At 70.9% G+C, this 20,363-nt stretch carries 22 protein-coding genes and 2 pseudogenes; 15 read left to right on the top strand and 9 right to left on the bottom strand.

Features of this window, described 5'->3' with window-relative positions; all coding sequences use genetic code 11:
* Window positions 1-213, top strand: a pseudogene (locus tag JM949_RS10300) (cysteine--1-D-myo-inosityl 2-amino-2-deoxy-alpha-D-glucopyranoside ligase); the annotation flags it as partial.
* A 213-nt stretch (window positions 214-426) separates the two neighbouring features.
* Here JM949_RS10300 and JM949_RS10295 read toward each other — a convergent pair.
* Window positions 427-1,218 (bottom strand): GntR family transcriptional regulator, encoded by a 792-nt coding sequence (locus tag JM949_RS10295; RefSeq protein WP_203148182.1) that lies wholly within the window; start codon window positions 1,216-1,218, stop codon window positions 427-429.
* Between the two features lie 123 nt (window positions 1,219-1,341).
* On the bottom strand, window positions 1,342-2,211 hold the full coding sequence (locus tag JM949_RS10290; RefSeq protein ID WP_030332815.1) for a PAC2 family protein: 870 nt from the start codon (window positions 2,209-2,211) through the stop codon (window positions 1,342-1,344).
* A gap of 276 nt (window positions 2,212-2,487) precedes the next feature.
* Between JM949_RS10290 and metH the strand changes: the two genes are divergently transcribed.
* From metH to JM949_RS10260, 6 genes are all read left to right on the top strand, one after another.
* Window positions 2,488-5,988: a methionine synthase gene (gene metH / locus JM949_RS10285; RefSeq protein ID WP_238432906.1), complete on the top strand. Its 3,501-nt coding sequence runs from the start codon at window positions 2,488-2,490 to the stop codon at window positions 5,986-5,988.
* A gap of 518 nt (window positions 5,989-6,506) precedes the next feature.
* Complete coding sequence (locus JM949_RS10280) at window positions 6,507-6,647, top strand: hypothetical protein (protein WP_203148180.1); 141 nt, start codon at window positions 6,507-6,509, stop codon at window positions 6,645-6,647.
* Window positions 6,648-6,760: 113 nt separating this feature from the next.
* Complete coding sequence (locus JM949_RS10275) at window positions 6,761-7,963, top strand: helix-turn-helix domain-containing protein (RefSeq protein ID WP_203148179.1); 1,203 nt, start codon at window positions 6,761-6,763, stop codon at window positions 7,961-7,963.
* 133 nt (window positions 7,964-8,096) lie between these two features.
* Window positions 8,097-8,264, top strand: coding sequence for a hypothetical protein (locus JM949_RS10270; RefSeq protein WP_203148178.1), 168 nt, complete (start codon window positions 8,097-8,099; stop codon window positions 8,262-8,264).
* On the top strand, window positions 8,261-8,527 hold the full coding sequence (locus tag JM949_RS10265) for a hypothetical protein (RefSeq protein ID WP_203148177.1): 267 nt from the start codon (window positions 8,261-8,263) through the stop codon (window positions 8,525-8,527). The genes JM949_RS10270 and JM949_RS10265 overlap by 4 nt, the downstream gene beginning before the upstream one ends.
* A gap of 220 nt (window positions 8,528-8,747) precedes the next feature.
* Window positions 8,748-8,936, top strand: a complete 189-nt coding sequence (locus tag JM949_RS10260) for a DUF397 domain-containing protein (RefSeq protein WP_203148176.1) — start codon at window positions 8,748-8,750, stop codon at window positions 8,934-8,936.
* Between the two features lie 243 nt (window positions 8,937-9,179).
* On the opposite strand, the gene JM949_RS10255 is transcribed toward JM949_RS10260, so the two are convergent.
* A complete protein-coding gene (locus JM949_RS10255) occupies window positions 9,180-9,809 on the bottom strand; it encodes a hypothetical protein (protein WP_203148175.1) in 630 nt (209 codons plus the stop codon).
* 454 nt (window positions 9,810-10,263) lie between these two features.
* On the opposite strand from JM949_RS10255, the gene JM949_RS10250 reads away from it, so the two are divergent.
* Window positions 10,264-10,959: a hypothetical protein gene (locus tag JM949_RS10250; protein WP_203148174.1), complete on the top strand. Its 696-nt coding sequence runs from the start codon at window positions 10,264-10,266 to the stop codon at window positions 10,957-10,959.
* Between the two features lie 60 nt (window positions 10,960-11,019).
* Here the strand turns inward: JM949_RS10250 and JM949_RS10245 are convergent, their stop codons facing one another.
* Complete coding sequence (locus JM949_RS10245; RefSeq protein ID WP_203148173.1) at window positions 11,020-11,544, bottom strand: GNAT family N-acetyltransferase; 525 nt, start codon at window positions 11,542-11,544, stop codon at window positions 11,020-11,022.
* A 217-nt stretch (window positions 11,545-11,761) separates the two neighbouring features.
* Between JM949_RS10245 and JM949_RS10240 the strand changes: the two genes are divergently transcribed.
* Both JM949_RS10240 and JM949_RS10235 read left to right on the top strand, forming a co-directional pair.
* Window positions 11,762-12,088 carry a zinc finger domain-containing protein gene (locus JM949_RS10240; protein ID WP_203148172.1) on the top strand — a complete coding sequence of 109 codons (327 nt, stop codon included), beginning with the start codon at window positions 11,762-11,764 and terminating at the stop codon, window positions 12,086-12,088.
* Between the two features lie 237 nt (window positions 12,089-12,325).
* Window positions 12,326-12,766, top strand: a complete 441-nt coding sequence (locus tag JM949_RS10235) for a VOC family protein (protein WP_203148171.1) — start codon at window positions 12,326-12,328, stop codon at window positions 12,764-12,766.
* 112 nt (window positions 12,767-12,878) lie between these two features.
* Here the strand turns inward: JM949_RS10235 and JM949_RS10230 are convergent, their stop codons facing one another.
* Window positions 12,879-13,598: an SDR family oxidoreductase gene (locus tag JM949_RS10230; protein ID WP_203148170.1), complete on the bottom strand. Its 720-nt coding sequence runs from the start codon at window positions 13,596-13,598 to the stop codon at window positions 12,879-12,881.
* A gap of 157 nt (window positions 13,599-13,755) precedes the next feature.
* On the opposite strand from JM949_RS10230, the gene JM949_RS10225 reads away from it, so the two are divergent.
* The gene (locus tag JM949_RS10225) at window positions 13,756-14,655 is read left to right on the top strand and encodes a LysR family transcriptional regulator (RefSeq protein WP_203148169.1); all 900 of its coding nucleotides are present in this window, start codon (window positions 13,756-13,758) and stop codon (window positions 14,653-14,655) included.
* Here the strand turns inward: JM949_RS10225 and JM949_RS10220 are convergent, their stop codons facing one another.
* From JM949_RS10220 to JM949_RS36780, 3 genes are all read right to left on the bottom strand, one after another.
* The gene (locus JM949_RS10220; protein ID WP_203148168.1) at window positions 14,656-15,231 is read right to left on the bottom strand and encodes a hypothetical protein; all 576 of its coding nucleotides are present in this window, start codon (window positions 15,229-15,231) and stop codon (window positions 14,656-14,658) included.
* Window positions 15,232-15,265: 34 nt separating this feature from the next.
* Entirely contained in the window at window positions 15,266-16,414 is a 1,149-nt protein-coding gene (locus JM949_RS10215; RefSeq protein WP_203148167.1) for a zinc-dependent alcohol dehydrogenase, read from the bottom strand.
* Between the two features lie 145 nt (window positions 16,415-16,559).
* Entirely contained in the window at window positions 16,560-16,982 is a 423-nt protein-coding gene (locus JM949_RS36780; protein WP_203148166.1) for a winged helix-turn-helix transcriptional regulator, read from the bottom strand.
* A 72-nt stretch (window positions 16,983-17,054) separates the two neighbouring features.
* On the opposite strand from JM949_RS36780, the gene JM949_RS39065 reads away from it, so the two are divergent.
* The gene (locus JM949_RS39065; RefSeq protein WP_309232093.1) at window positions 17,055-18,467 is read left to right on the top strand and encodes an NAD(P)H-binding protein; all 1,413 of its coding nucleotides are present in this window, start codon (window positions 17,055-17,057) and stop codon (window positions 18,465-18,467) included.
* Window positions 18,468-18,475: 8 nt separating this feature from the next.
* On the opposite strand, the pseudogene JM949_RS39060 reads toward JM949_RS39065, so the two are convergent.
* Window positions 18,476-18,748: pseudogene (locus tag JM949_RS39060) on the bottom strand (NAD(P)-dependent oxidoreductase); the annotation flags it as partial.
* Between JM949_RS39060 and JM949_RS36775 the strand changes: the two are divergent.
* The 3 genes from JM949_RS36775 to JM949_RS10190 all read left to right on the top strand — a co-directional run bounded on the left by JM949_RS36775 (window position 18,629) and on the right by JM949_RS10190 (window position 20,162).
* Window positions 18,629-18,925, top strand: coding sequence for a hypothetical protein (locus JM949_RS36775; protein WP_238432899.1), 297 nt, complete (start codon window positions 18,629-18,631; stop codon window positions 18,923-18,925). The pseudogene JM949_RS39060 and the gene JM949_RS36775 sit on opposite strands and share 120 nt — an antisense overlap.
* A gap of 67 nt (window positions 18,926-18,992) precedes the next feature.
* A complete protein-coding gene (locus tag JM949_RS10195; protein ID WP_203148165.1) occupies window positions 18,993-19,421 on the top strand; it encodes a VOC family protein in 429 nt (142 codons plus the stop codon).
* A gap of 156 nt (window positions 19,422-19,577) precedes the next feature.
* Window positions 19,578-20,162, top strand: coding sequence for a hypothetical protein (locus JM949_RS10190; RefSeq protein WP_238432898.1), 585 nt, complete (start codon window positions 19,578-19,580; stop codon window positions 20,160-20,162).
* The last annotated feature ends 201 nt before the right edge of the window (window positions 20,163-20,363 follow it).

Here is a 20,363-nt window from a genome sequence, read left to right as displayed (position 1 = left end):
CGGCGGGCCGGCCGCCGCGCCCGCCGGGACCGTCCGGGACCGCGCCTGCTGGCCGAGGTACGCGAACGCCTGGCCGACGACCTGGACACCCCGGGTGCCCTGGCGGCGGCGGACCGGTGGGCGGAGGCGACCCTCGCCGGCGCGACCGAGGACCCGCAGGCCCCGGCGCTCTTCGCCAGCACCGTCGACGCCCTCCTCGGCATCCGCCTCTAACCGACCACCCGGGCAGCCCCGCGGCTCGTGCCGCCCTGCCGGGTCCTGTCGCGCCGTGGCCGGCTCGTGATCGACTCGGTTTCCTTGAATCCGTGCGTTCCGGGCGGTCGGGATGCACCGACGTCAAGGAAGTCGAGTCGATCACGGCGTTGACGCCCGGTGTGATCCTGCCCGCTCCTCGAACCAGGGAAGAGCAGGCCGGGGTCGGGTCGGTCAGCCCAGCACCAGACCCGGATCGGGGTCTGGGTCGGGGGTCGGGGCGGGGATCTTGTACTCCTCGGTGAGGGTGGTCATCGGGCCGGGCCAGGTCGCCTGGGACACCTCGATCGGCTTGCGGTTCGCGTCGTACGCGATGTGCAGCAGGTGCAGCACCGGGGTGTCCGGCCGGATCTGGAGCGTCTCGGCCTCCTCCCGGCTGGGTTGGCGGGCGCTGATCGTGTCGGTGGCCGAGACGTACCGCCGGCCGGTGGCCTCCTCGGCCTCCTGGTAGAGCGGCCGGCCGAACGCCTCGGTGCGCTCCAGCGAGGTGCCGGCGGTGTCGCGGGGCAGGAACCAGGAGGCGCCCACCTCGACGGGCGAGTCGTCGGTGCGCACCAGGTGCCGGCGGCAGAGCAGGTCGGTGCCGTCGGGCACCCCGAACGCGTCGGCCACCTCGGCGGGGGCGGGGGAGCGGCCGACCGAGACGAGTTGCTGACGGTATCGGGCGGCCAGGTCGGTGTGGTAGCCGCGGAAGCCGCCGTACCGGCCTCGGGAGAGGCGGTTGAGTCGGCGGCGGGTGCCCCGGACGTACGTACCGGAGCCGGGTTTGGTGATCAGGATGCCCTCGACCCGCAGCTGGTCGACGGCGCGTTGCACGGTCTGCTTGGCGACGCCGAACATCTCGGCGATGGCCGGGATGGACGGCAGCCGCTCGCCCGGCCCCCAGTCGCCGCGGCGGACCTGGGCCTTGAGCTGCGCGGCGATCTGTCGGTGTGGGAACTCCGCCGCCCCGGGATTGATCTGCACAGCTGCCTCCTTGATCACATCTAGGTTCCTAGGATGCCCTAGCAGGTGTGACGGCGCCACCCCGGACACACCAAAACGGGCCCCCGGACCACAGAAGGTCCGAAGGCCCGCAGGGCGCAGGTGCTACCAGGAACCGGCGGTGGGGCCGGCCGAACCGCCCCGACGGCGCAGGTACTTCTCGAACTCCTGGGCGATCTCGTCACCGGTCAACGGGGTGATCCCCTCGTCGCCGACCCGTTCCTCCAGCTCGCGGACGTACTCGCCCAACTCGGCATCCTGCTCGGCGGCGCTGCGCACCCGCTGCTCCCACTCGGCGGACTCCTCGGCGAGGTCGGCCATCGGCACCGGCAGGTCGACGACCTCCTCGACCCGGTGCAGCAGGGCGAGGGTGGCCTTCGGGCAGGGCGGGTTGTTGGCGTAGTGCGGCACGTGCACCCAGAACGAGACGGCGTCCACCTCGGCCCGGGTGCAGGCGTCGTGCAGCACCCCGACGATGCCGGTCGGCCCGTCGTACCGGGTGGGGGTGAGCTGGTAGCGCTCGGCGGCCTGCGCGTCGGAGGCGCTGCCGCTGATCGGCAGGGGTCGGGTGTACGGCACGTCGGCCAGCAACGCGCCGAGCAGCACCACCCGTTCCACCTCCAGGCTGTGGCAGATCTCCAGCACCTGCTCGCAGAATGTCCGCCAGCGCATGCTCGGCTCGATGCCGCGGATCAGCACCACGTCGCGGTCGGTGCCCTCCGGGCTGGCCACCATGAACCGGGTCGTCGGCCACTCCACCCGCCGGGTCTCCCCGTCGGCCATGGTGATGGTGGGCCGGCTGACCTGGAAGTCGTAGAAGTCCTCCGGGTCCAACTCGGCGATCTGCCTGGCGTTCCAGACCTGCTCCAGGTGCTCGACGGCGGCGGTGGACGCGTCGGCGGCGTCGTTCCAGCCCTCGAACGCGGCGATCGCCACCGGGGACCGCAGCACCGGCAGTCCGTCGAACTCGGTCACGCCGTCACCTCACCCTGCTCGTCGCGGCTGGCGCCGGGACCGCGCCCGGTCGTCATGCCGGTTGGCACGGTGGCGTCCCTGTTGTCCTTCACGTCCGCCAGCCTACGTGCCGGGCGGGGGCGCGGCCGGTCGGCCGCGCCGGTCGGTCACGCCGGCAGCCGGTCATACCCGAATGAACCGGACAGCGTGATCCCGGTGACACAATATGGGATCGCCTGCCGAGGCTCCTTTGGCGCGGTGGGCGCGCACTAACCTGAACGGGTGCGGACTTCGTTGATGGATGTGCTGGCCGACCGGATTCTCATCGCCGACGGCGCGATGGGCACCATGCTGCAGGCCGCGGACCTCACGCTCGACGACTTCGACGGGCTGGAGGGGTGCAACGAGATCCTCAACGTCACCCGCCCGGACGTGGTCCGTGGAGTGCACGACGCCTACCTGGCGGTCGGCGCGGACTGTGTGGAGACCAACACCTTCGGCGCCAACCTCGCCAATCTCGCCGAGTACGACATCCCGCACCGCATCCGCGAGCTGTCCGAGGCGGGTGCCCGGATCGCCCGGGAGGCCGCCGACGCGGCGAGCACGCCGGATCGGCCCCGGTTCGTGCTCGGCTCGATCGGGCCGGGCACCAAGCTGCCCACCCTCGGGCACGCCGACTACGCCACCCTGCGCGACGCGTACCAGGAGAACGCCGCCGGCCTGATCGTCGGCGGCGCGGACGCGCTGATCATCGAGACCTGCCAGGACCTGCTCCAGGTCAAGGCGGCGGTCATCGGGTCGAAGCGGGCGATGGCCGAGCTGGGGCGGTCGGTCCCGATCATCTGTCACGTGGCCGTGGAGACCACCGGCACCATGCTGGTCGGCAGCGAGATCGGTGCGGCGCTGGCCGCGATCGAGCCGCTCGGGGTGGACCTGATCGGGCTCAACTGCTCGACCGGGCCGGCCGAGATGAGCGAGCACCTGCGCTACCTGTCGCAGCACTCCCGCATCCCGCTGTCGGTGATGCCGAACGCCGGCCTGCCGGTGCTGACCGCCGACGGGGCGTACTTCCCGCTGACCCCGGTGGAGCTGGCCGAGGCCCTGGAGCGGTTCATCACCGAGTACGGCGTGGGCCTGATCGGGGGCTGTTGCGGCACCACCCCGGAGCACATCCGGGTGTTGGCCGAGCGGTTGCACGGCGCCGTCGCCCCGGCGCGCGAGCCCCGGCACGAGGCGGGCGTCTCCTCGGTGTACCACCCGGTGCCGTTCGCCCAGGACGCGTCGGTGCTGATGGTGGGGGAGCGGACCAACGCCAACGGCTCCAAGGCGTTCCGGGAGGCGATGCTCGCCGGCGACTGGCGGGCCTGTGTGGAGATCGCCCGCAGCCAGGCCCGGGACGGCTCGCACCTGCTCGACCTGTGCGTGGACTACGTCGGCCGGGACGGCACCCAGGACATGCGCGAGTTGGCCGGCCGGTTCGCCACCGCGTCCACCCTGCCGATCATGCTGGACTCCACCGAGCCGGCCGTGGTCGAGGCCGGGCTGGAGATGCTCGGCGGCCGTTGCGTGGTCAACTCGGTCAACTTCGAGGACGGCGACGGCCCCGACTCCCGCTATGCGCGGGTGATGCCGATCGTCCGTGAGCATGGCGCGGCGGTGGTGGCGCTGCTCATCGACGAGGAGGGGCAGGCGCGGACGAAGGAGTGGAAGGTCCGGGTCGCGGCGCGCCTGATCGACGACCTGACCGGCCGGTGGGGCCTGGACCGCGCGGACATCCTGATCGACGCGTTGACCTTCCCGATCGCCACCGGCCAGGAGGAGACCCGCCGCGACGGTCTCGAGACGATCGAGGCGATCCGGGAGACCGCCCGCCGTTACCCGGGTGTCAACTTTACCCTGGGCATCTCGAACATCTCCTTCGGCCTGAACCCGGCGGCGCGGCAGGTGCTCAACTCGGTGTTCCTGCACGAGTGCGTGCAGGCCGGTCTGACCTCGGCGATCGTGCACGCCAGCAAGATCCTGCCGATGTCGAAGATCCCCGAGGAGCAGCGCGAGGTCGCCCTGGACCTGGTCTACGACCGGCGCCGCGAGGGGTACGACCCGGTGCAGCGCTTCCTGGAGCTCTTCGAGGGCGTCGACGTGACAAGTGCGCGGGCCAGCCGGGCGCAGGAGCTGGCCGCGCTGCCGCTGGACGAGCGGCTCAAGCGGCGGATCATCGACGGTGAGCGCAACGGCCTGGAGGCCGACCTGGACGAGGCGATGGCCGGCGGCCGGTCGCCACTGTCGATCATCAACGACATCCTGCTGGACGGCATGAAGGTGGTCGGCGAGCTGTTCGGCTCGGGCCAGATGCAGCTGCCGTTCGTGCTCCAGTCCGCCGAGGTGATGAAGACCGCTGTGGCGTACCTGGAGCCGCACATGGAGACCACCGAGGACGGCGGCAAGGGCCGCATCGTGCTCGCCACCGTGCGCGGTGACGTGCACGACATCGGCAAGAACCTGGTCGACATCATCCTGTCCAACAACGGCTACGAGGTGGTGAACATCGGCATCAAGCAGCCGATCAGCGCCATCCTGGACGCCGCCGAACAGCACCGCGCCGACGCGATCGGGATGTCCGGGCTGCTGGTCAAGAGCACTGTCATCATGAAGGAGAACCTGGCCGAGATGGCCACCCGCGGGGTCGCCGAGCGGTGGCCCGTGCTGCTGGGTGGGGCGGCGCTGACCCGCGCGTACGTCGAGGACGACCTGCGGTCGATGTTCCCCGGTCAGGTGCACTACGCGCGGGACGCGTTCGAGGGCCTCTCCCTGATGGACAAGGTGATGACCGCCAAGCGCGGCGGCGCCCCGGTGATCGACCCGGAGCGGGAGGCGGCGCTCGCGGCCCGCCGCGCCCGCCGGGAACGGCAGCGGTCGATGGTCACCGAGTCGCTGCCGGAGCTGCACGACTCCTCGGTCCGCTCCGACGTGGCAGTGGACGTGGCGGTGCCCACCCCGCCGTTCCTCGGCACCCGGGTGGTCAAGGGCGTGCCGATGGCCGACTACGCGGCGCTGCTCGACGAGCGGGCCACCTTCCGCGGCCAGTGGGGGCTCAACGGCGCCCGGGGCGGCAACGGGCCCTCCTACGACGAGCTGGTCGAGACCGAGGGGCGGCCTCGGCTGCGGTACTGGCTGGACCGGCTGATCGCCGACCAGGTGCTCGAGGCCGCCGTGGTGTACGGCTACTTCCCGGCGTACTCCGAGGGCAACGACCTGGTGGTGCTCGACGAGAACGGGCACGCGGAGCGCGTCCGGTTCTCCTTCCCCCGCCAGCGGCAGGAGCGGCGGCTCTGCCTGGCGGACTTCTTCAAGCCCAAGGGCGACCAGCTCGATGTGGTCGCGTTGCAACTGGTCACCGTGGGTCAGCCGGTCAGCGAGTACGCGGCGAAGCTGTTCGCCCGCAACGAGTACCGCGACTACCTGGAGGTGCACGGGCTGTCGGTGCAGCTGACCGAAGCCCTCGCCGAGTACTGGCACCGGCGCATCCGGGCCGAGCTGACCCTGCCCGACGGCCGTCCGCTGGGTCACGACGACCCGGCGGACCTGGCCGGTCTGCTGCGCAACGACTACCGGGGCTGCCGGTACGCGTTCGGCTACCCGGCCTGCCCCGATCTGGAGGACCGGGCGAAGATCGTGGACCTGCTCGGCGCGGACCGGATCGGGGTCGAGCTGTCCGAGGAGTTCCAGCTCATGCCGGAGCAGGCCACCGACGCGATAGTGGTGCACCACCCGGAGGCCAGCTACTTCAACGCCAAATGAGAATCAGCGGCGGCGCACGGCCTCTGAGCTGCACGAACATCGATCAGGCGTCCTTCGCGGGGCGCGAGCGGGGCACGTCGCGGTCGAAGGTCACGCCGGCGTTGGGGGCCTGGCCGTCGTCGCGTCCGCGCAGCGCGGGGACTCCGGGGTGTGGCGCTCGATCATGGCCATGGTCAAGGCGTCGGGGATCCCGTATACGTTCGGGAACGCGTACCGGCCGGGTGACCCGCTGTGGCACGGCTCCGGGCGTGCGGTCGACTTCATGGGCTACAACCAGGACCGCCTGGCGCAGTTCTTCATGGCCCGGCAGGGCCAGCTGTTGGAGCTGATCCACCGCTCCGGCACCCGGGACTACGCGGTGACCCGGGGTCGGAAGACCACGATGCCGACGCAGTTGCCGTTGCACCGCAACCACCTGCACGTCGCGATGGACAACGGCGGTTACGTAATGCCCGGGTGGAACCCCGCCAATCTACAACGGCACCGACCGCCCGGAGCCGGTCACCCCGGCCCCGATAATGGACCAGGTCATCGACCGCCTGGAGAAGATCCTCGACGAGATGCGCAACCTCGGTCCGGACTTCGCTGAGGCGTTGACCGGTGGGGTCCTGTCGGCCGACAACCTGGGCCGGGCCCGTGGCCGGGTTACGGCCCGCTGACCCGGTGCTCGGATGCGTGACGGTGGTGCGCGGCAGCGGTAGCGTGGGAGATGGCGGCCCGCCGGTGTAGAGGCCGGCGGGATCGCCGCCCAGTCCTCTACCTGGGAGCGACCATGGCCACGACCGAGCCGACCACCTTCGGCACTCGCCTACGTGCGCATCGCGAACACGCCGGGAAGACCCGCGCCGTCCTCGGCGGACTCGTCGGCCGCAGCGCCGACTGGGTCAAGGCCCTGGAGAACGGACGCCTACTCACGCCGCGGCTACCCATGCTGCTGCGACTGGCGGAAGTTCTCGACATCACCGACCTGGCCGAGCTGACCGGCGACCAGTCCCTACCCGTCGCATCGGTCACCCGCGCCGGACACCCTGCCGTCGACAACGTCGCTGCGTCGATGCAACGCGCCACCGTGCCGGCCGGTGACCCGGTGCCCGTCGCCGTGCTGCGGGGACTCGTCGATCAGGCGTGGGCGCTGTGGCACCGATCCAGCACCGAACGCACTGCAGTGGCGGCCGTGTTGCCAGGGCTTCTCGACGACGCCCGACGCTCGTCGCGGCGACTCGACGGCACGGACCGGCGGACAGCACTGGCGGAACTCGCCCGCGTTTACCACCTGGCGCAGTTGTACGTCGCTCACCAGCCGTACCCGGAACTGGTGTGGTTGGCGGCCGACCGTGCCATGAACGCCGCTCAGGACGCCGACGACCCCAACGCGATTGCCGCCGCGGCCTGGTACTACGCGCACGTCTACCGCGCAGCGAACCAAGTCGACGCCGCCGATCTCGTGCTCGTCGACGCCGAGCAGTTCGTCGACAGGGAAGCGGGCGCAGAGCAGTACGCGCGGTGGGCGCAGCTTCAACTGGGACGCGCGCTCGGTCACGCCAAGGCCGGCCGCGACGGGCAAGCCTGGCGGGCGTGGGACGCCGCCGACGCCGCCGCTGGCCGCTTGGGCGCCACCTACGCGCACCCGTGGCTAATGTTCGGGCCAGCAGCCTGCGCGGCGTACGCGGTGACGCTGGAGACGGACCTGTGCCACGCTGGGGAGGCGGTACGGCGCGCCGATTCGACGAACTACACCGCGCTGCCGTCGCGTACTCGCCGCGCCGGGCACCTGATCGACGCCGCCCGCGCGCATCTGCTGCGCCGTGAGGAAGTCGCCGCGGTGCACCTGCTCGGCCGGGCGTTGCGGGAAAGCGTGGACACGGTCCGGCACAACCCCTACTCGCGTACGGCCGCGTTGGAGCTGTCGTCCCGGCCGGGGACCGTGGGTGAGGACGCGCGGGACCTGGCGCTCGCCATCGGCGTAAAGGGGTAGCTGTCCCACGGGGACAAACTGTCCCCGTCGCGGTCCGTGTGCGTACATACCGTCCTGGTCACTGAGCCGGGCGCGGATCGACTGCAGCGCTGCCGCGAGGATCGCCGCGCCCCCGGACCGGGGAGGCGACAGCATGCGCACCGTCCTCAAGCTGTGGCGGCGGCTGACGGCCGTCCCCCTGCCGGTCGACCCGGCCGGCCCGGCGATCCAGGCCCGTGAACAGGCAGCCGCGCAGGCCCGGCTGCTTGAGCAGGTATGCCGAATCCGCAACGAACCGCCTCCGAGCCGGTGGGCCCGGTGACCGACCAGACCATGCCGGCCGCTGGCACCCGGGTGTCCGTGCGCCCTGGCGACTGGCTGATCTCACCCGGGCAGCCCGGCCACACCTACCACGACATCCGGGTCGTGTCCGTCCACGACTCTGACGACCCCGCCTTCGTCTGGTTGCGGGGGCACGGGCTGGAGTGTGCGTGGGAGTCGTCCGACTGCACGGCCCCGTGGTGCTGGGAATTGCTGGTCGACGTCGACGTCCTGGCCGAGGCCGCCGACGGGGCGACCCGGTGAGCCGCCTCGACGAGCCTGTCGACCGGGCCCACGTCACCTACTCCGCCCGGCTCACCGTCAAGGCTCACGCGGCCGGTCGGCGCTGCTGCATCGAATGCCCCGGCACGGACTGCGCGCAGGACGCGTGGGCGCGCGAGGCCCTCGGAATGGCCCCTCGAACCACCCCGCACGACGACCGGCCGCATCCGACGGCCGGCGGAACAACAACCGAAGGAGAACCATGGAGCAGCTCAAGTTCGTGAAGCCCAACCGGTGCGACAACAGCGGCCCGAACTGCCTGGAGGTCGCCATCGACAAGGACAGCAACCGAATCCTTCGGAACTCGCGGCGGCCGGAGACGCAGATCGTCGTCGACGCCGACGAGTGGGCGGCGTTCGCTGACTCGCTCCGCGCCGGCCAGAGCTTCTGACCGATCGTGACGCCGGCCGCCAGTTCGGGGCCGGCCCCTCACGTGTCCCCGTCGACGTGCCTCGGGTGCATGCCCCGGATCCTGGCCACGTCGACCCACACTTGCGGCGGTGACCGCATCCCGTCCGACGAGCTGGGCTGGTACTGCGTCTGCCCGGAGCCTGAGTGCCGCCGCCGGCAGGACGGCATTTGGCCGACCGACCCGGCCGCCGAGCTCCCCCGGAGGACCCGGCTCCGCTCTTGATCAGGCGAGCACCATCGCTGTTGCCATTAGGTCAGGGGGGGTGCCCTTCTCGTGGAGATAGCCGCGCCTGTCCCGCAGCCACCGTCGGCCCGCAGCGTCGCGGAACAACAGACTCACCTCCAAGTCGCCGTTCCGCTCATCGTCGGTGAGATCGTCAGGCGCGGCTTCACCGTTTACGGACACGAGCAACTCGCCACGGTAGGGCGGCACTACCCTGATCACCCCGTTCGTCCACGAGGCGGCGGCCGAGGTTGGCGTGCTGAGCCGGTGGAACCGCAACGTGGCGTCATAGACCGGTGAGTCCGAGGCGTTGACGATCCATCCGCCCCAGTTGTAGGCCGACCAGCCGGATCGGCCAAAGAGAGGCGTGGACTCGGCGCTGCGCCCGTACCAGACGGAGATCAGCGATGCCTGCACCCGTCGTTCGTCAGCAGCCCGCTCGCGGCGCTCGCGTTCGGCGCGGGCGTCGCGCCCGGACTCCACCTTGTAGACCCGGTAACCGACCAACGCTGCGGCCAGGGCGAGGATGACCGTAGCGACGTTCGCGGTGGCGCCGAGCCAGGTCGCCAGGTCGCCCAACTCCCACGGGCGGGTCGCTAGGTAGAGCAGCAGGTCGGGCGATAGAGGCACCGGATTAGAATAGGCGGCAACGCAACAGCCATCAGCGACGCTGGGCCCCGGCTCGCGTATCCGTGTGCGCGATCCAGGGTGCGGCGGCCCGGCCGGAGCTGCAATCTCCGAGTCCGGGCCGCCGTACTTGGCGGGGCCATTCGGTGGGCACATCTTGGGCACATGCCACCGAGAGAGCCTGTGAGTTGGAGTGAGTGAGTGCGAGGAGTTTCCGCAGCTCACAGGCCCTATTCGGACCGTTGTTGCAGGTCGGTGACCTGCGCCATTCTCTTCAACGCCAAGTGACGCCGGCAGGTGCCCTGACCTGCGATTGAGGTCGTCCGGCGGGCCGTGGAACCATGATCGTGCCGTCTCCAGGCGGTCAACGGCTTCCCGGGCCGGCATCCCCACCATTGCCTCGCCCCGCCCGCCACCGAGCGCTCGGAGTTGACGTCAGGGCATAGGTTGGTCGTTCGTGGAACTTTCTCTCCTCAGCTTCGCGATCAGCTTCGCCGCGCTCCTGGTGGCTGCTTACGGCATCTTGGAGCGGCATCAAGTGGCGCGTCGCGCAGACCGGCTCCGACTGACCGTGATCACCGGAGAGTTGGCGGAGCTGCTTGAGGGTTTGGTCAAGGCGGAGATAACGACGGGCGACCTCGTGGAGAACGTGCACACGAGGATGGAAGTACTGGCTCAGCAAGCTCTGTCTCTGATACGGGCTCACGAGGTCAGCCTCACGAGTGCGGAACTTCGAGTGATCGCGGTGGCGCTTGAGGAGACCGGCTACAACGAAGCTTCCGAAGGTATCTGGGGGGTCGCTGGCGAAACGGCGAGGAGCGAGGGTAGGCGACAGATGGTCTACGCCAACCGTGGGCACGCCTACTTTCTGTTCAGGCGGCACCGCGAGGTAGAGGCGCGAACCTTGCTTGAGGCGACCCTGAGTCAGGTTGCCGCCAGCTCCGACGATGAGCGGCTGGTAAGGCTGGAAACTTTCGCACACTGGCGGGTGTGGGAGGCCGAGGTTGCAGGGCCGCAGTCGCGCGAGGTCGCCGACCTAGGCGAGCGCATTGATCGAATTCTGCAGGAGTTCAGCACCTCCAGAGGCAGAGCGATGGCACTCGCGTTTCTCGGGATTGACCCCACACCTGAAGAGAGTGGGCAGGGACGCTAGCGGATCCTCAGGGCGGCTCAGCGTCCAGATCGAAGCTCAGCTCTCCGCCTGGAAGCGCCTTCACCCCGACGGGGCCACCACCGTACGCCTTGGCTCCGTCAGCAGTAACCATGTATCGGGAGGGATGTGCGGCTTGCCGGGAACAGCACGCCGTTCCTCGCGGTAGCCGGTCGGGCAGACCTCGGCGGCGAGCCGGCGCCAGAAGCGCGCGGCAGCCGGGTTCTCCTCCTGGAAGGGAATCTCCCAGCGTCCTGTGTGCTTGGCGAGGAGTTGCCGGGCGGCGAGACGTCCGACGCCCGAGCCGCGCGCAGCCCGCACGACGAAGAATTCGCAGATGCGCAGCGGCTGACTCTCCGAGCCGGAGACGAATGCGAAGCCCACGGGCCGGGTGTCCTGGCAGATGATGTAGCCCGAGCTGGCTGGGTCCTGGAGATAGGTCGGCAGGCGGCCACGGGTGAACATGCCCGAGTCGTCCGGCAGGGTGCCCCGGAACTCAGACAGGTCGTGCCGGTACAGCTGCCACAGCCGTTCCACGAGGGGCAGGTCGACGGGCAGGATCGACCGAAGATCGACAGGGCTCGGCATGCCGTCATCATGCCTGATCAACAGGACCCAGACAGGACCCGCGCCCGATCCGACCAGGCTTGGACGCCCTGATGGTCGCCGGAGGCCCCTGCGGCGCTGACTCGTTTCGCCCGGCTGGCGGTGCGGTCATCGGTTGCCGACGTCACCTGGTGGGAGTACGAGGCGAAGCGCCGGGAATGGTGAGGTTTAGGCGGATCGAAGGCGGGCAGCCCGGAGTATGCGGGTTGACGTCGACGAACCAGATGCGGTCGAAGAGTTCTGGAGCGGCATGCGAGAGGCCGCCGCCGCCGCTGCCCGGCACCAGGACGACGACCTGTACAGGGCCATCGTCAAGATCGGCAAATCGGCCCTGGCTCAGGGCGTCGAGCTGGTGCCGTCCAGCGGCTACTTCCTCCAGTGCCCGGTCTGCAGTGCTCAGTCAGGCCAGCGCTGCGTCAACGCGCCCAGCCACCCGCTGAAAGAGAACACACTCCACCCTGAGCGCATCGAACTGAGTGAGAAGGCGATCAGGGGAGAGGTGCCCCTTCCCGAGCCGCTCGGCTGACACGCGCGAGCCTCCGCCACCCCGGTTGATCCCGGGGTGCAGCCGTGGGCAACGACCGGGCCGTTGCGGTGGCCGCGCCCGGGCGGAGTTCGGCGGTGCCGTGCTGGCCGCCGAGGAAGACCTCACCGTCGAACTGGGGACGCCGGACCGCTGAGCGGATGTCGAGAAACGCCGGGCGGCTCCGTCCCAGGAGAGAATGCGGCGACTGTGACCGCACCGCAAACGAGGAGATCCAGCATGGCGATCCAGCGGATGGACAACGTCCTCATCGTGGTCGAGGACCTTGACGCTGTCATTGCGTTCTTCGTCGAACTGGGCATGGAGTTGGAGGGGCGAGGGCCGGTCGAGGGGCGGTGGGTGGAGCGGGTGATCGGGGTCGACGACGTGCGGCAGGAGGTCGCGATGCTGCGCACCCCGGACGGTCACGGCAAGGTCGAACTGGCGATGTTCAGCAGGCCGAAGGCGATCAGCAGCGAGCCGCGGGACGCGCCGGCGAACACGCTGGGCATCCGTCGCATCATGTTCGCCGTCGACGACGTCGAGGACACCATTGCCCGGCTGCGCCGCCACGGCGCCGAACTCGTCGGTGAGCTGGAACCCTACGAGGACATCTTTCGGCTCTGCTACGTCCGTGGCCCGGAGGGCATCATCGTCGGGCTGGCCGAACAGCTGCGTTGACGCCGGGCCCGAGGCCGCGCCGCCAGGGCTGGCGCGGCCTCGGGGTCGGGGCGGACCACCATCCCGAAAGGTGCGCGGGTCTCGGCGGCGCTGGGCGGGCGGCCGGCACGGGTCAGGCGAGTAGGGTGCCGCCGTCGACGGTCACGATCGTGCCGGTGGCGTAGGTCGAGCGCAGGAGGTAGGCGAACGCCTCGGCGACCTCCTCGGGCTCGCCCACCCGGCCGAGCGGAAGCGAGTCGCCGAGCTGGGCGTACATCTGCTCTCTGGTGTCCTCGGGCAGGGCGTCCCACAGCGGTGAGCGGATGACGCCGGCCGAGACGGCGTTGACCCGGATCGGGGCGAGTTCGACGGCGAGCGAGCGGACCAGCGCGTCGATCGCCCCGGTGATGCTGGCCGCCACCGACCAACCTGGGTTCGGCCGGTGGTTGGCGGTGCCGGTGGTGAGGGTGATCGACCCGCCGGGCCGCAGGAGCGGGAGGGCCGCGTTGACCGCCGACAGGGCGCCGAAGTAGCGCAGGTCGAAGGCGGTCCGGGCGGCGGTGAGGTCGAGGGCGTCGACGGACATCAGCGCGAGCGGTTCACCGGCGGTGTAGACGAGGTGGTCGAACGGGCCGAGGTCCTGGAACAGCCGGGCGACGTCGGCGGGGTTGGCGAGGTCGGCGACGTACCCCGTGGTGCTGCTCGGCAGGGTCGCCAGGGCGCGGTCCACGCTGCGCCGGTGACGGGAGGCCACCACGACCCGGGCGCCCTCCCGGGCTGCCCGGGCGGCGGTGGCGAGGCCGATGCCCGAGGTTCCGCCGAGGACCACGACGCGCTGGTCGGTGAGGGGCATGATCGGTTCCTTCCGGATCGTGTGGTGCGGACGGTTACCACAGTGCGTCGACGCCGCGATCCGCGTCCAAGACCTCTTTCACCTGCTGTGATGCCCGTTGGGCATCAACGCGTCGGGTACCGTGACATAACCGGGAGCGAGCACGGACGGGAGCCGGATGGACGTCGATCTGCGCAAGCTCCGCTACTTCGTGGCGGTCGCGGAGGAGTTGCACTTCGGCCGGGCCGCCGCGCGGCTGCACATCGCCCAACCGGTCCTGTCGCGGCAGATCCGGGCGTTCGAGCAGGAACTCCGGGCCGAGCTCTTCGTCCGGGATCGCCGCTCCACCGTGCTGACCGAGGCCGGTCGTCAACTGCTGACCGACGCCCGGGCGCTGCTCGCCTCGGCGGAGGCGCTGCGTCGACGGGTGCAACGGGCGGCGCACGATCGGCAGACGTTCACCATCGCGTTCATGCCCGGCATCATCGTCACCGCCGAGGCCCGCGCCCTCGCTCAGCTGCACCCCGACCTGACCGTCGGTGTCCTCCGCACGTCCTGGGCCGACCAGGCCGCTGTGGTGCGCGACGGTCGCGCCGACGTCAGCTACGTGCGGCTGCCGACCGACCAGCGTGGCCTGCGGCTGCGCCCACTGTTCACCGAACCCCGCGTCGTGGTCCTGCCCAGCGAGCACCGCCTCGCCGGCGCGGCGTCCGTCGACCTCGCCGCACTGGGCGAGGAACGTCTGCTCCAGGACCCGGACGCGGTGCCGGAGTGGCGGGACCTGCCGAACCGCCCGAGCGAACCCGCCGCCCCCCGGCCGGAATTGAACTCGGTCGAGGAGAAACTGGAACACGTCGCCGCGTACGCGGGGGTGGTGATCCTGCCGCTGTCGACCGCGACGTTCTACACCCGGCCGGACGTCGTCCACCTGCCCGTCGCCGACCTCGGGCCCAACCAGGTCTGCCTGGCCTGGGCCGAGGAGAACAGCTCGCCGCTGGTGCCCGAGTTCGTCGACCTCGCGGTGCGGCAGGCCCAGCCTCCCCGGCCGCCGTCGACCGAACCGGGCGCGGGGCTCTGACTAGGTTCTGCGGCGCCTGACGACCCTGCTGAGCGCCAGGTACACGGCACCGCCGGCCAGCACCCAGGGCGCGGCGACGATGATCGGGTCCAGCGGGTGGTGTGCGCGGTCCGCCCGCTTGCCGGCCAGCCGCGAGGCGAGTCCGTGGTGGGTGAACTCGCTGCGGACCCCGGTCTCGGTGACCGGGTTGTCCGGGCGGCGGCTCAGCAACGACCCGAGGGTGCTCTCCACCGCGTCCACCCGGTCCGCCGCGAGCAGGAGCAGCCAGTGGGCGGCGCGCCCCTCGCTGTAGGTGCGGTAGGAGTACCGGCGGATCATCCCGGAGAGCCCCTTGGGTGGGCAGGCGGTGCCGAAGACGGGGGTGAGGAATTTGTGCTCGATTGACCGCTCCCGCGGCCACTTCTCGGGCTGGCGTTCGGGAAACTCCCAGTGCGCGCCGTTGAGGTTCGCATCGAAGCGCAGCTTGGGCACCGAGGGCCGGTCCTTCGGGTCGAGGTCGACGCCCCACCCGGGGATACGGGCCCGCAACTCGTCGCTCGATTCGGCCAGTTTCGGCTTGTCCGCTGAGTACGGCATGGTCGGCTCCCGGTCTGGTCAGGGCGGCGTTCGGTCAGGCGGCGTTCGGGACGATCAGCGGCTTGATGCAGCCGTCGAGTTTGGCGGAGAAGATGTGGTACGCCTCGGCGATGTGCTCCAGCGGAATCCGATGGGTCACGAGGTCGCTGGGCTTCAGATAGCCGTTGCGGACGTGCTCGAACAGGCGTGGCCACTGCCGCTTCACCGGGCACTGGTTCATCCGCAGGGTCAGCCCCTTGTTCAGCGCGTCGCCGAACTTCACCGCGCTGAACATCGGCCCGTACGCGCCCATCACCGAGATGGTGGCACCCTTGCGGACCGAGTCGATCGCCCAGTTCAGGGCGACCGGCGAGCCGCCCTGCAACTTCAGCTTCGCCGCCGTGACGTGCTGGAGGAAGTTGCCGTCGGCCTCCGCCCCGACCGCGTCGATGGCCACGTCGGCACCCAGGTGATCGGTGATCTTCTTCAGGTGCACCACGATGTCGTCGTACTCGGCGAAGTTGTAGGTCTCGGCGTGGGCGAACGACGCCGCCTTCTCCAGCCGGTAGTCGAGGTGGTCGATGACGATGACCCGGCCGGCGCCCATCAGCCAGGCCGACTTGGCGGCGTACAGGCCCACCGGCCCGGCACCGAAGACCACCACCACGTCGCCCTCGACGATGTCGCCGAGCTGCGCCCCGAAGTAGCCGGTGGCGAGGGCGTCGGTGAGCAGAACCGCGTCGTCGTCGTCCATCCACTCGGGAATGGGACTCGGGCCGACGTCGGCGAACGGCACCCGGACGTACTCGGCCTGGCCGCCGTCGTACCCGCCGCACGTGTGCGAGTAGCCGTAGATCCCGCCCACGGCCGTGGCGTTCGGGTTGACGTTGTGGCAGTTGCTGAACAGGCCACGGGCGCAGTAGAAGCACGATCCGCAGTACACGTTGAAGGGGACCATGACGCGGTCACCGGGCTTGAGGTTCCGCACCGACGGGCCCACCTCGTCGACGACGCCGACGAACTCGTGACCGAAGGTCATCCCGACCCGGGTGTCGGGCATCATGCCGTGGTAGAGGTGCAGGTCGGAGCCGCAGATCGCGGCCCGGGTCACCCGTACGATCGCGTCGTTGGGATGCTCGATCGGGGGCCGGTCCTTCTCCTCCACCCGGATGCGGTAGGGGCCGCGGTAGACCATTGCCTGCATTGCTGCCTCCTGGGCCGGGCGGCGAGTGTCGCGCTCCGGAGCCAGCGCCTGGGGTGACGCGGTCCGCCGGAGCACTGCGGGTGGTACCCCTGCCTTTCGCCGACAAACCGTGAGGCAGTGCCTATTCGTCGATGACAGTCCGGCGTCAGCGGATCTCGTTGTCGGGGTGTGCGCCGTCGTAGTCCTGTCGGGCCTGGGCGATGGCGGCGCGGTGCGCAAGTGACCAGTCGGCGAGCGCTTTGACGAGGTGGGTGAGGCTCGCGCCGGTCTGGGTGAGGCGGTAGTCGACCTGGGCGGGCACGCTGGGATAGACGGTACGACGGACGAGGCCGTCTCGTTCCAGCCGGCGGACCGTAAGGGTCAGCATGCGTTGGGAGATCCCGTCGATGGCCCGCTGGAGTTGCCGGAAGCGCCGGGGTCCGCTGGCAAGTTCGACGATCACGAGCACCGACCATTTGTCCCCCACGCGGTCGAGGACGTCGCGGATCCCACAGTCGGGGTGCTCCGCCTGCCCGCAGGGTTCGAGGTCCGCGGTGCTGTGGGTTACCTCGGTGTGCGTCGGTGACACGAAACTGCCTCCTTGTGGGCCGGTCGCAGCCGATTCAGGCTCTCACCGTCGTAGTTACTGAAGAGAACCACGGTGGGAGACACAACCGCAATGATCATGGTGACCGGCGCGAACGGGCAACTGGCCTCGCGCACCTTGCAGGAACTGGCCGGGCGAGGGGCGCCCGCCCTGGGCGGCAGCCGTACCCCCACGGCGGGGCAACGTCGGGTCGACTTCGACGAACCCGCGAGCCTCGACCTCACCGGCGTCTCGACAGTGGTCCTCGTCTCGGCCGGGTACGCCGAGGACGACCGGGTCGTCGTACGCCACCGGGCTGTTCTCGACGCGGCGGTCCGCGACGGCGTGGCACATGTCGTCTACACCAGCCTGACCGGTGCGGGGGATCACCTGGGCTTCGCCCTCGCCCACCGCGCGACCGAGCATCTGATCAGGGCCAGCGGACTCGGCTGGACGGTCCTCCGCAATGGGCTCTACGCCGAGCTGTTCGGTGCGCTGCTGGCCCGCGGGCCGGACGGCCTGGAATCGGCGTTCGGCGACGGTGCGCTCGCCGCGGTGGCGCGGGCGGACCTGGCCGAGGCCGCGGCCGTCGTCGCGAGCGACCCGACCGCACACGTCGGCATGATCTACGACCTGGTCGGTGACCCGTTCACCGCCACCGATGTCGCTGAGCGTCTCGGCATCGCGCACCGCACGATCGGGCTGGAGGAGTACCGCGCGCGGCTACTCGCCGATGACACCCTCCTGCCGTTCCAGCCGCCGATGCTCGCCTCGATCGCCAGCAACGTCCGGCACGGGTTCCTCGGCACCGGCGGCCCTGACCTCGGTCATCTCCTCGGCCGCGCCCGCCGACCCGCTCACTGTCGCCGCAGACGCCGTCGCCGCCACCCAGCGGCGGCTGCCGCACTAGGGCGGGTCGCCGGCGGGGAAGGTCTCGCGCAGCGCCGAGTCCAGCGAGCGGCCGGTGGTCGGCTCGATGAACAGGTCCGTGAGCAGGAGGTCGGCCAGGTAGCGGGGGTTGATCCCCGACTCCTTGCCACCGAGGGCCTGCGTCGCGCCGCCGAGTCGCAGCGCGGCCCGCGCCGCGCCGGCCGGCAGACGGACGACGCGGCGGCGTCGACCGACCGCCTCGGCGATCCGGGCGAGCATGTCGGCCCAGGGGAGGTTGACGTCGGCGACCGGGATGTCCGCGCCGCTGGCCTGCTCCAGGGCGTCGACCGCGAGGTCCGCCACGCTGCGGGCCGAGGCCGCGGCGCTACCGCCGGTCGGGGCGAGCAGCGGGGTACCCGAGCGCGCCCACCGGTCCAGCGGCCCGGCCCAGTTGGGCAGCCGGTCACCGGATCGACCGAAGACGAAGGGCAGTTCGAGGACGGCGACCGGCAGGTCCGGGCGGCCGCGGCCCGTCCCTCCCGGGCCTGCTCCAGGCGGCAGCGGATGTACGTGTGCCGCTCGGCGAGCCGCCACTGCGGGTGCAGCCGGTCGAAGTAGGTGTAGTACGAGCCCATGACGACGCCTCTGGTGAGGCCCTCCAGGCGGGCGGCGGTGCAGAGGCGTACCACCGGCTCGACGTTGTCGCGGCGAAACCGCGGGTAGATCGGTCTGGGCAGCGGTCGCTGCTCGTCGGTGCGGGTGGCGTACACGACGCCGTCGTGGCCGGCGAGCAGCGACCGCAGTTCGTCGACGGAGGCGGCCCCGACATCGGCCTGGTGGTCGACGCCGGGTTGGGCGGTACGCGCCACCGTGGTCGCGGCATGGCCGCGCGCCCGCAACACGTCCACCACGTGGGCGCCGATCAGACCACTGCCACCGATCACCAGAATCCGCACACCGCATCGTCCACTCCGCAGGCCGCTCCTTGTCAAGCCACGGTCACCGTCGGGGGTCGGCTCCGGTCACTGCTTGTTCTTCGCGACGTTGTAGATGTCCAGGACGTGACGGTTGCCTGACTGCGTCGGCCGTCGCTGCGGATGCGAGGGGGAGGCGGCGGGGCCAGAATGGCAGCCGGAGGTGATGATGGTCGACCAGGAGAGCGTGCCCAAGCTCGGTTCGGTGGTCCTCGACTGCACCGACGCGCGGGCGTTGGCCGAGTTCTACCGGCAGCTGTTGGGCTTCACCTACCGGCCCGGTGACGAGCCGCCGGCGGCGGGCGGATCCGACGAACGCGGCCGTGACTGGCTGGTGCTGAGGGCACCCGACGGCGGCCCGCAGATCGCGTTCCAGCAGGTGGATCACCTGCCGGAGGCGACGTGGCCAGAGCACACCGTGCCGCAGCAGCTGCACCTGGACCTGACCGTGGCGTCCGTGCGGGAGTTGCTGGTCCAGCACGAGCGCGTGCTACGCCTCGGCGGCCGGCTGCGGTACGACCGCATCGACGACGCCGACGAACCCCTGCGGGTGTACGCCGACCCGGCCGGGCACCCCTTCTGCGTCTTCGTCGGCTAGCCGCCACCGGCTCCGTACCCGGTCGGCAGCTCAGGCTCCTGCCGCACGAGTCCCGGGCGCGCGTCGACGCGCGCCGGCGCGGCGTCGGCGGCCCGTCGGTGTCCTGACGGATATGTTCGACGTGCTGGACGCCATCGCCGGGAAACGGGGTTGAGGATGCCGGAGCCGCGCGCCTTCTGGGTGGACGAGCAGTTCGACCGTGAACACGGCACCGACGGGCGCGGCCGGTACGAGGCCGAGGTGCTCGCCCGGGTCGACGAGTTCGCCGACGCCTGGGGCGACATCGCGCCGGTGACGTTCGCGGCGACGGCCTGGCGGCTGGCCAGCGAGCTGTCGCCCGGCTTCGTCCGCTGGCACCGGCGGATCATCTCGGCCGCCTGCGCCCGCAGCCCGTGGGACGGCAGCATGGTGTGCGCGGTGACCGTGGCGTCCCCCTGGCCGGCCGAGCTCACCTGGACCAGGCAGTGGCAGCGCGACCGGGGTTGGCACGACTGGCCCCGGCTGTTCGGCCAGTTCACGACGCCGACCGAGCAGGATCAGACGCGCCGCCCGCACCTGCGCGCCCTGCTCGCGGTGGAGGCGCCCGTTCCGCTCGGTGACCTGCCGCCCGCGCCGGCCGGCCCGCGGGACGACGTCGCGTCCACGGCGCGTCGGGCCGTCGTGGTGCTGGCCCGGGAACTCAACGACCTGCTCGCCCCGATGATCGGCCAACTCGACGCCGGGGTGCCCGCGGACTCGTGAGCCCCTCGTGCGGGGCACACCGCCGATCCGGCCGCCGGTAGGGTCGTCCGGGTGGACCTGGACGACATCGCCGCCCGGCTGGGGGTGCCCGTCGAGGAGGTCGAGCGCGTCCACCGGCTCGCCGGTGACGGGCCGTCGGCCCCGCTGCCGGCCAAGGCCGACGCGCCCGCGATCCTCGACCGGCTCGCGGTGCCGCCGAGC

This window comes from Micromonospora tarensis (assembly GCF_016803395.1).
GTDB lineage: Bacteria > Actinomycetota > Actinomycetes > Mycobacteriales > Micromonosporaceae > Micromonospora > Micromonospora tarensis.
Note: the sequence above shows the minus strand (reverse complement) of the source record. Positions and strands in the feature narration are given on the sequence as shown.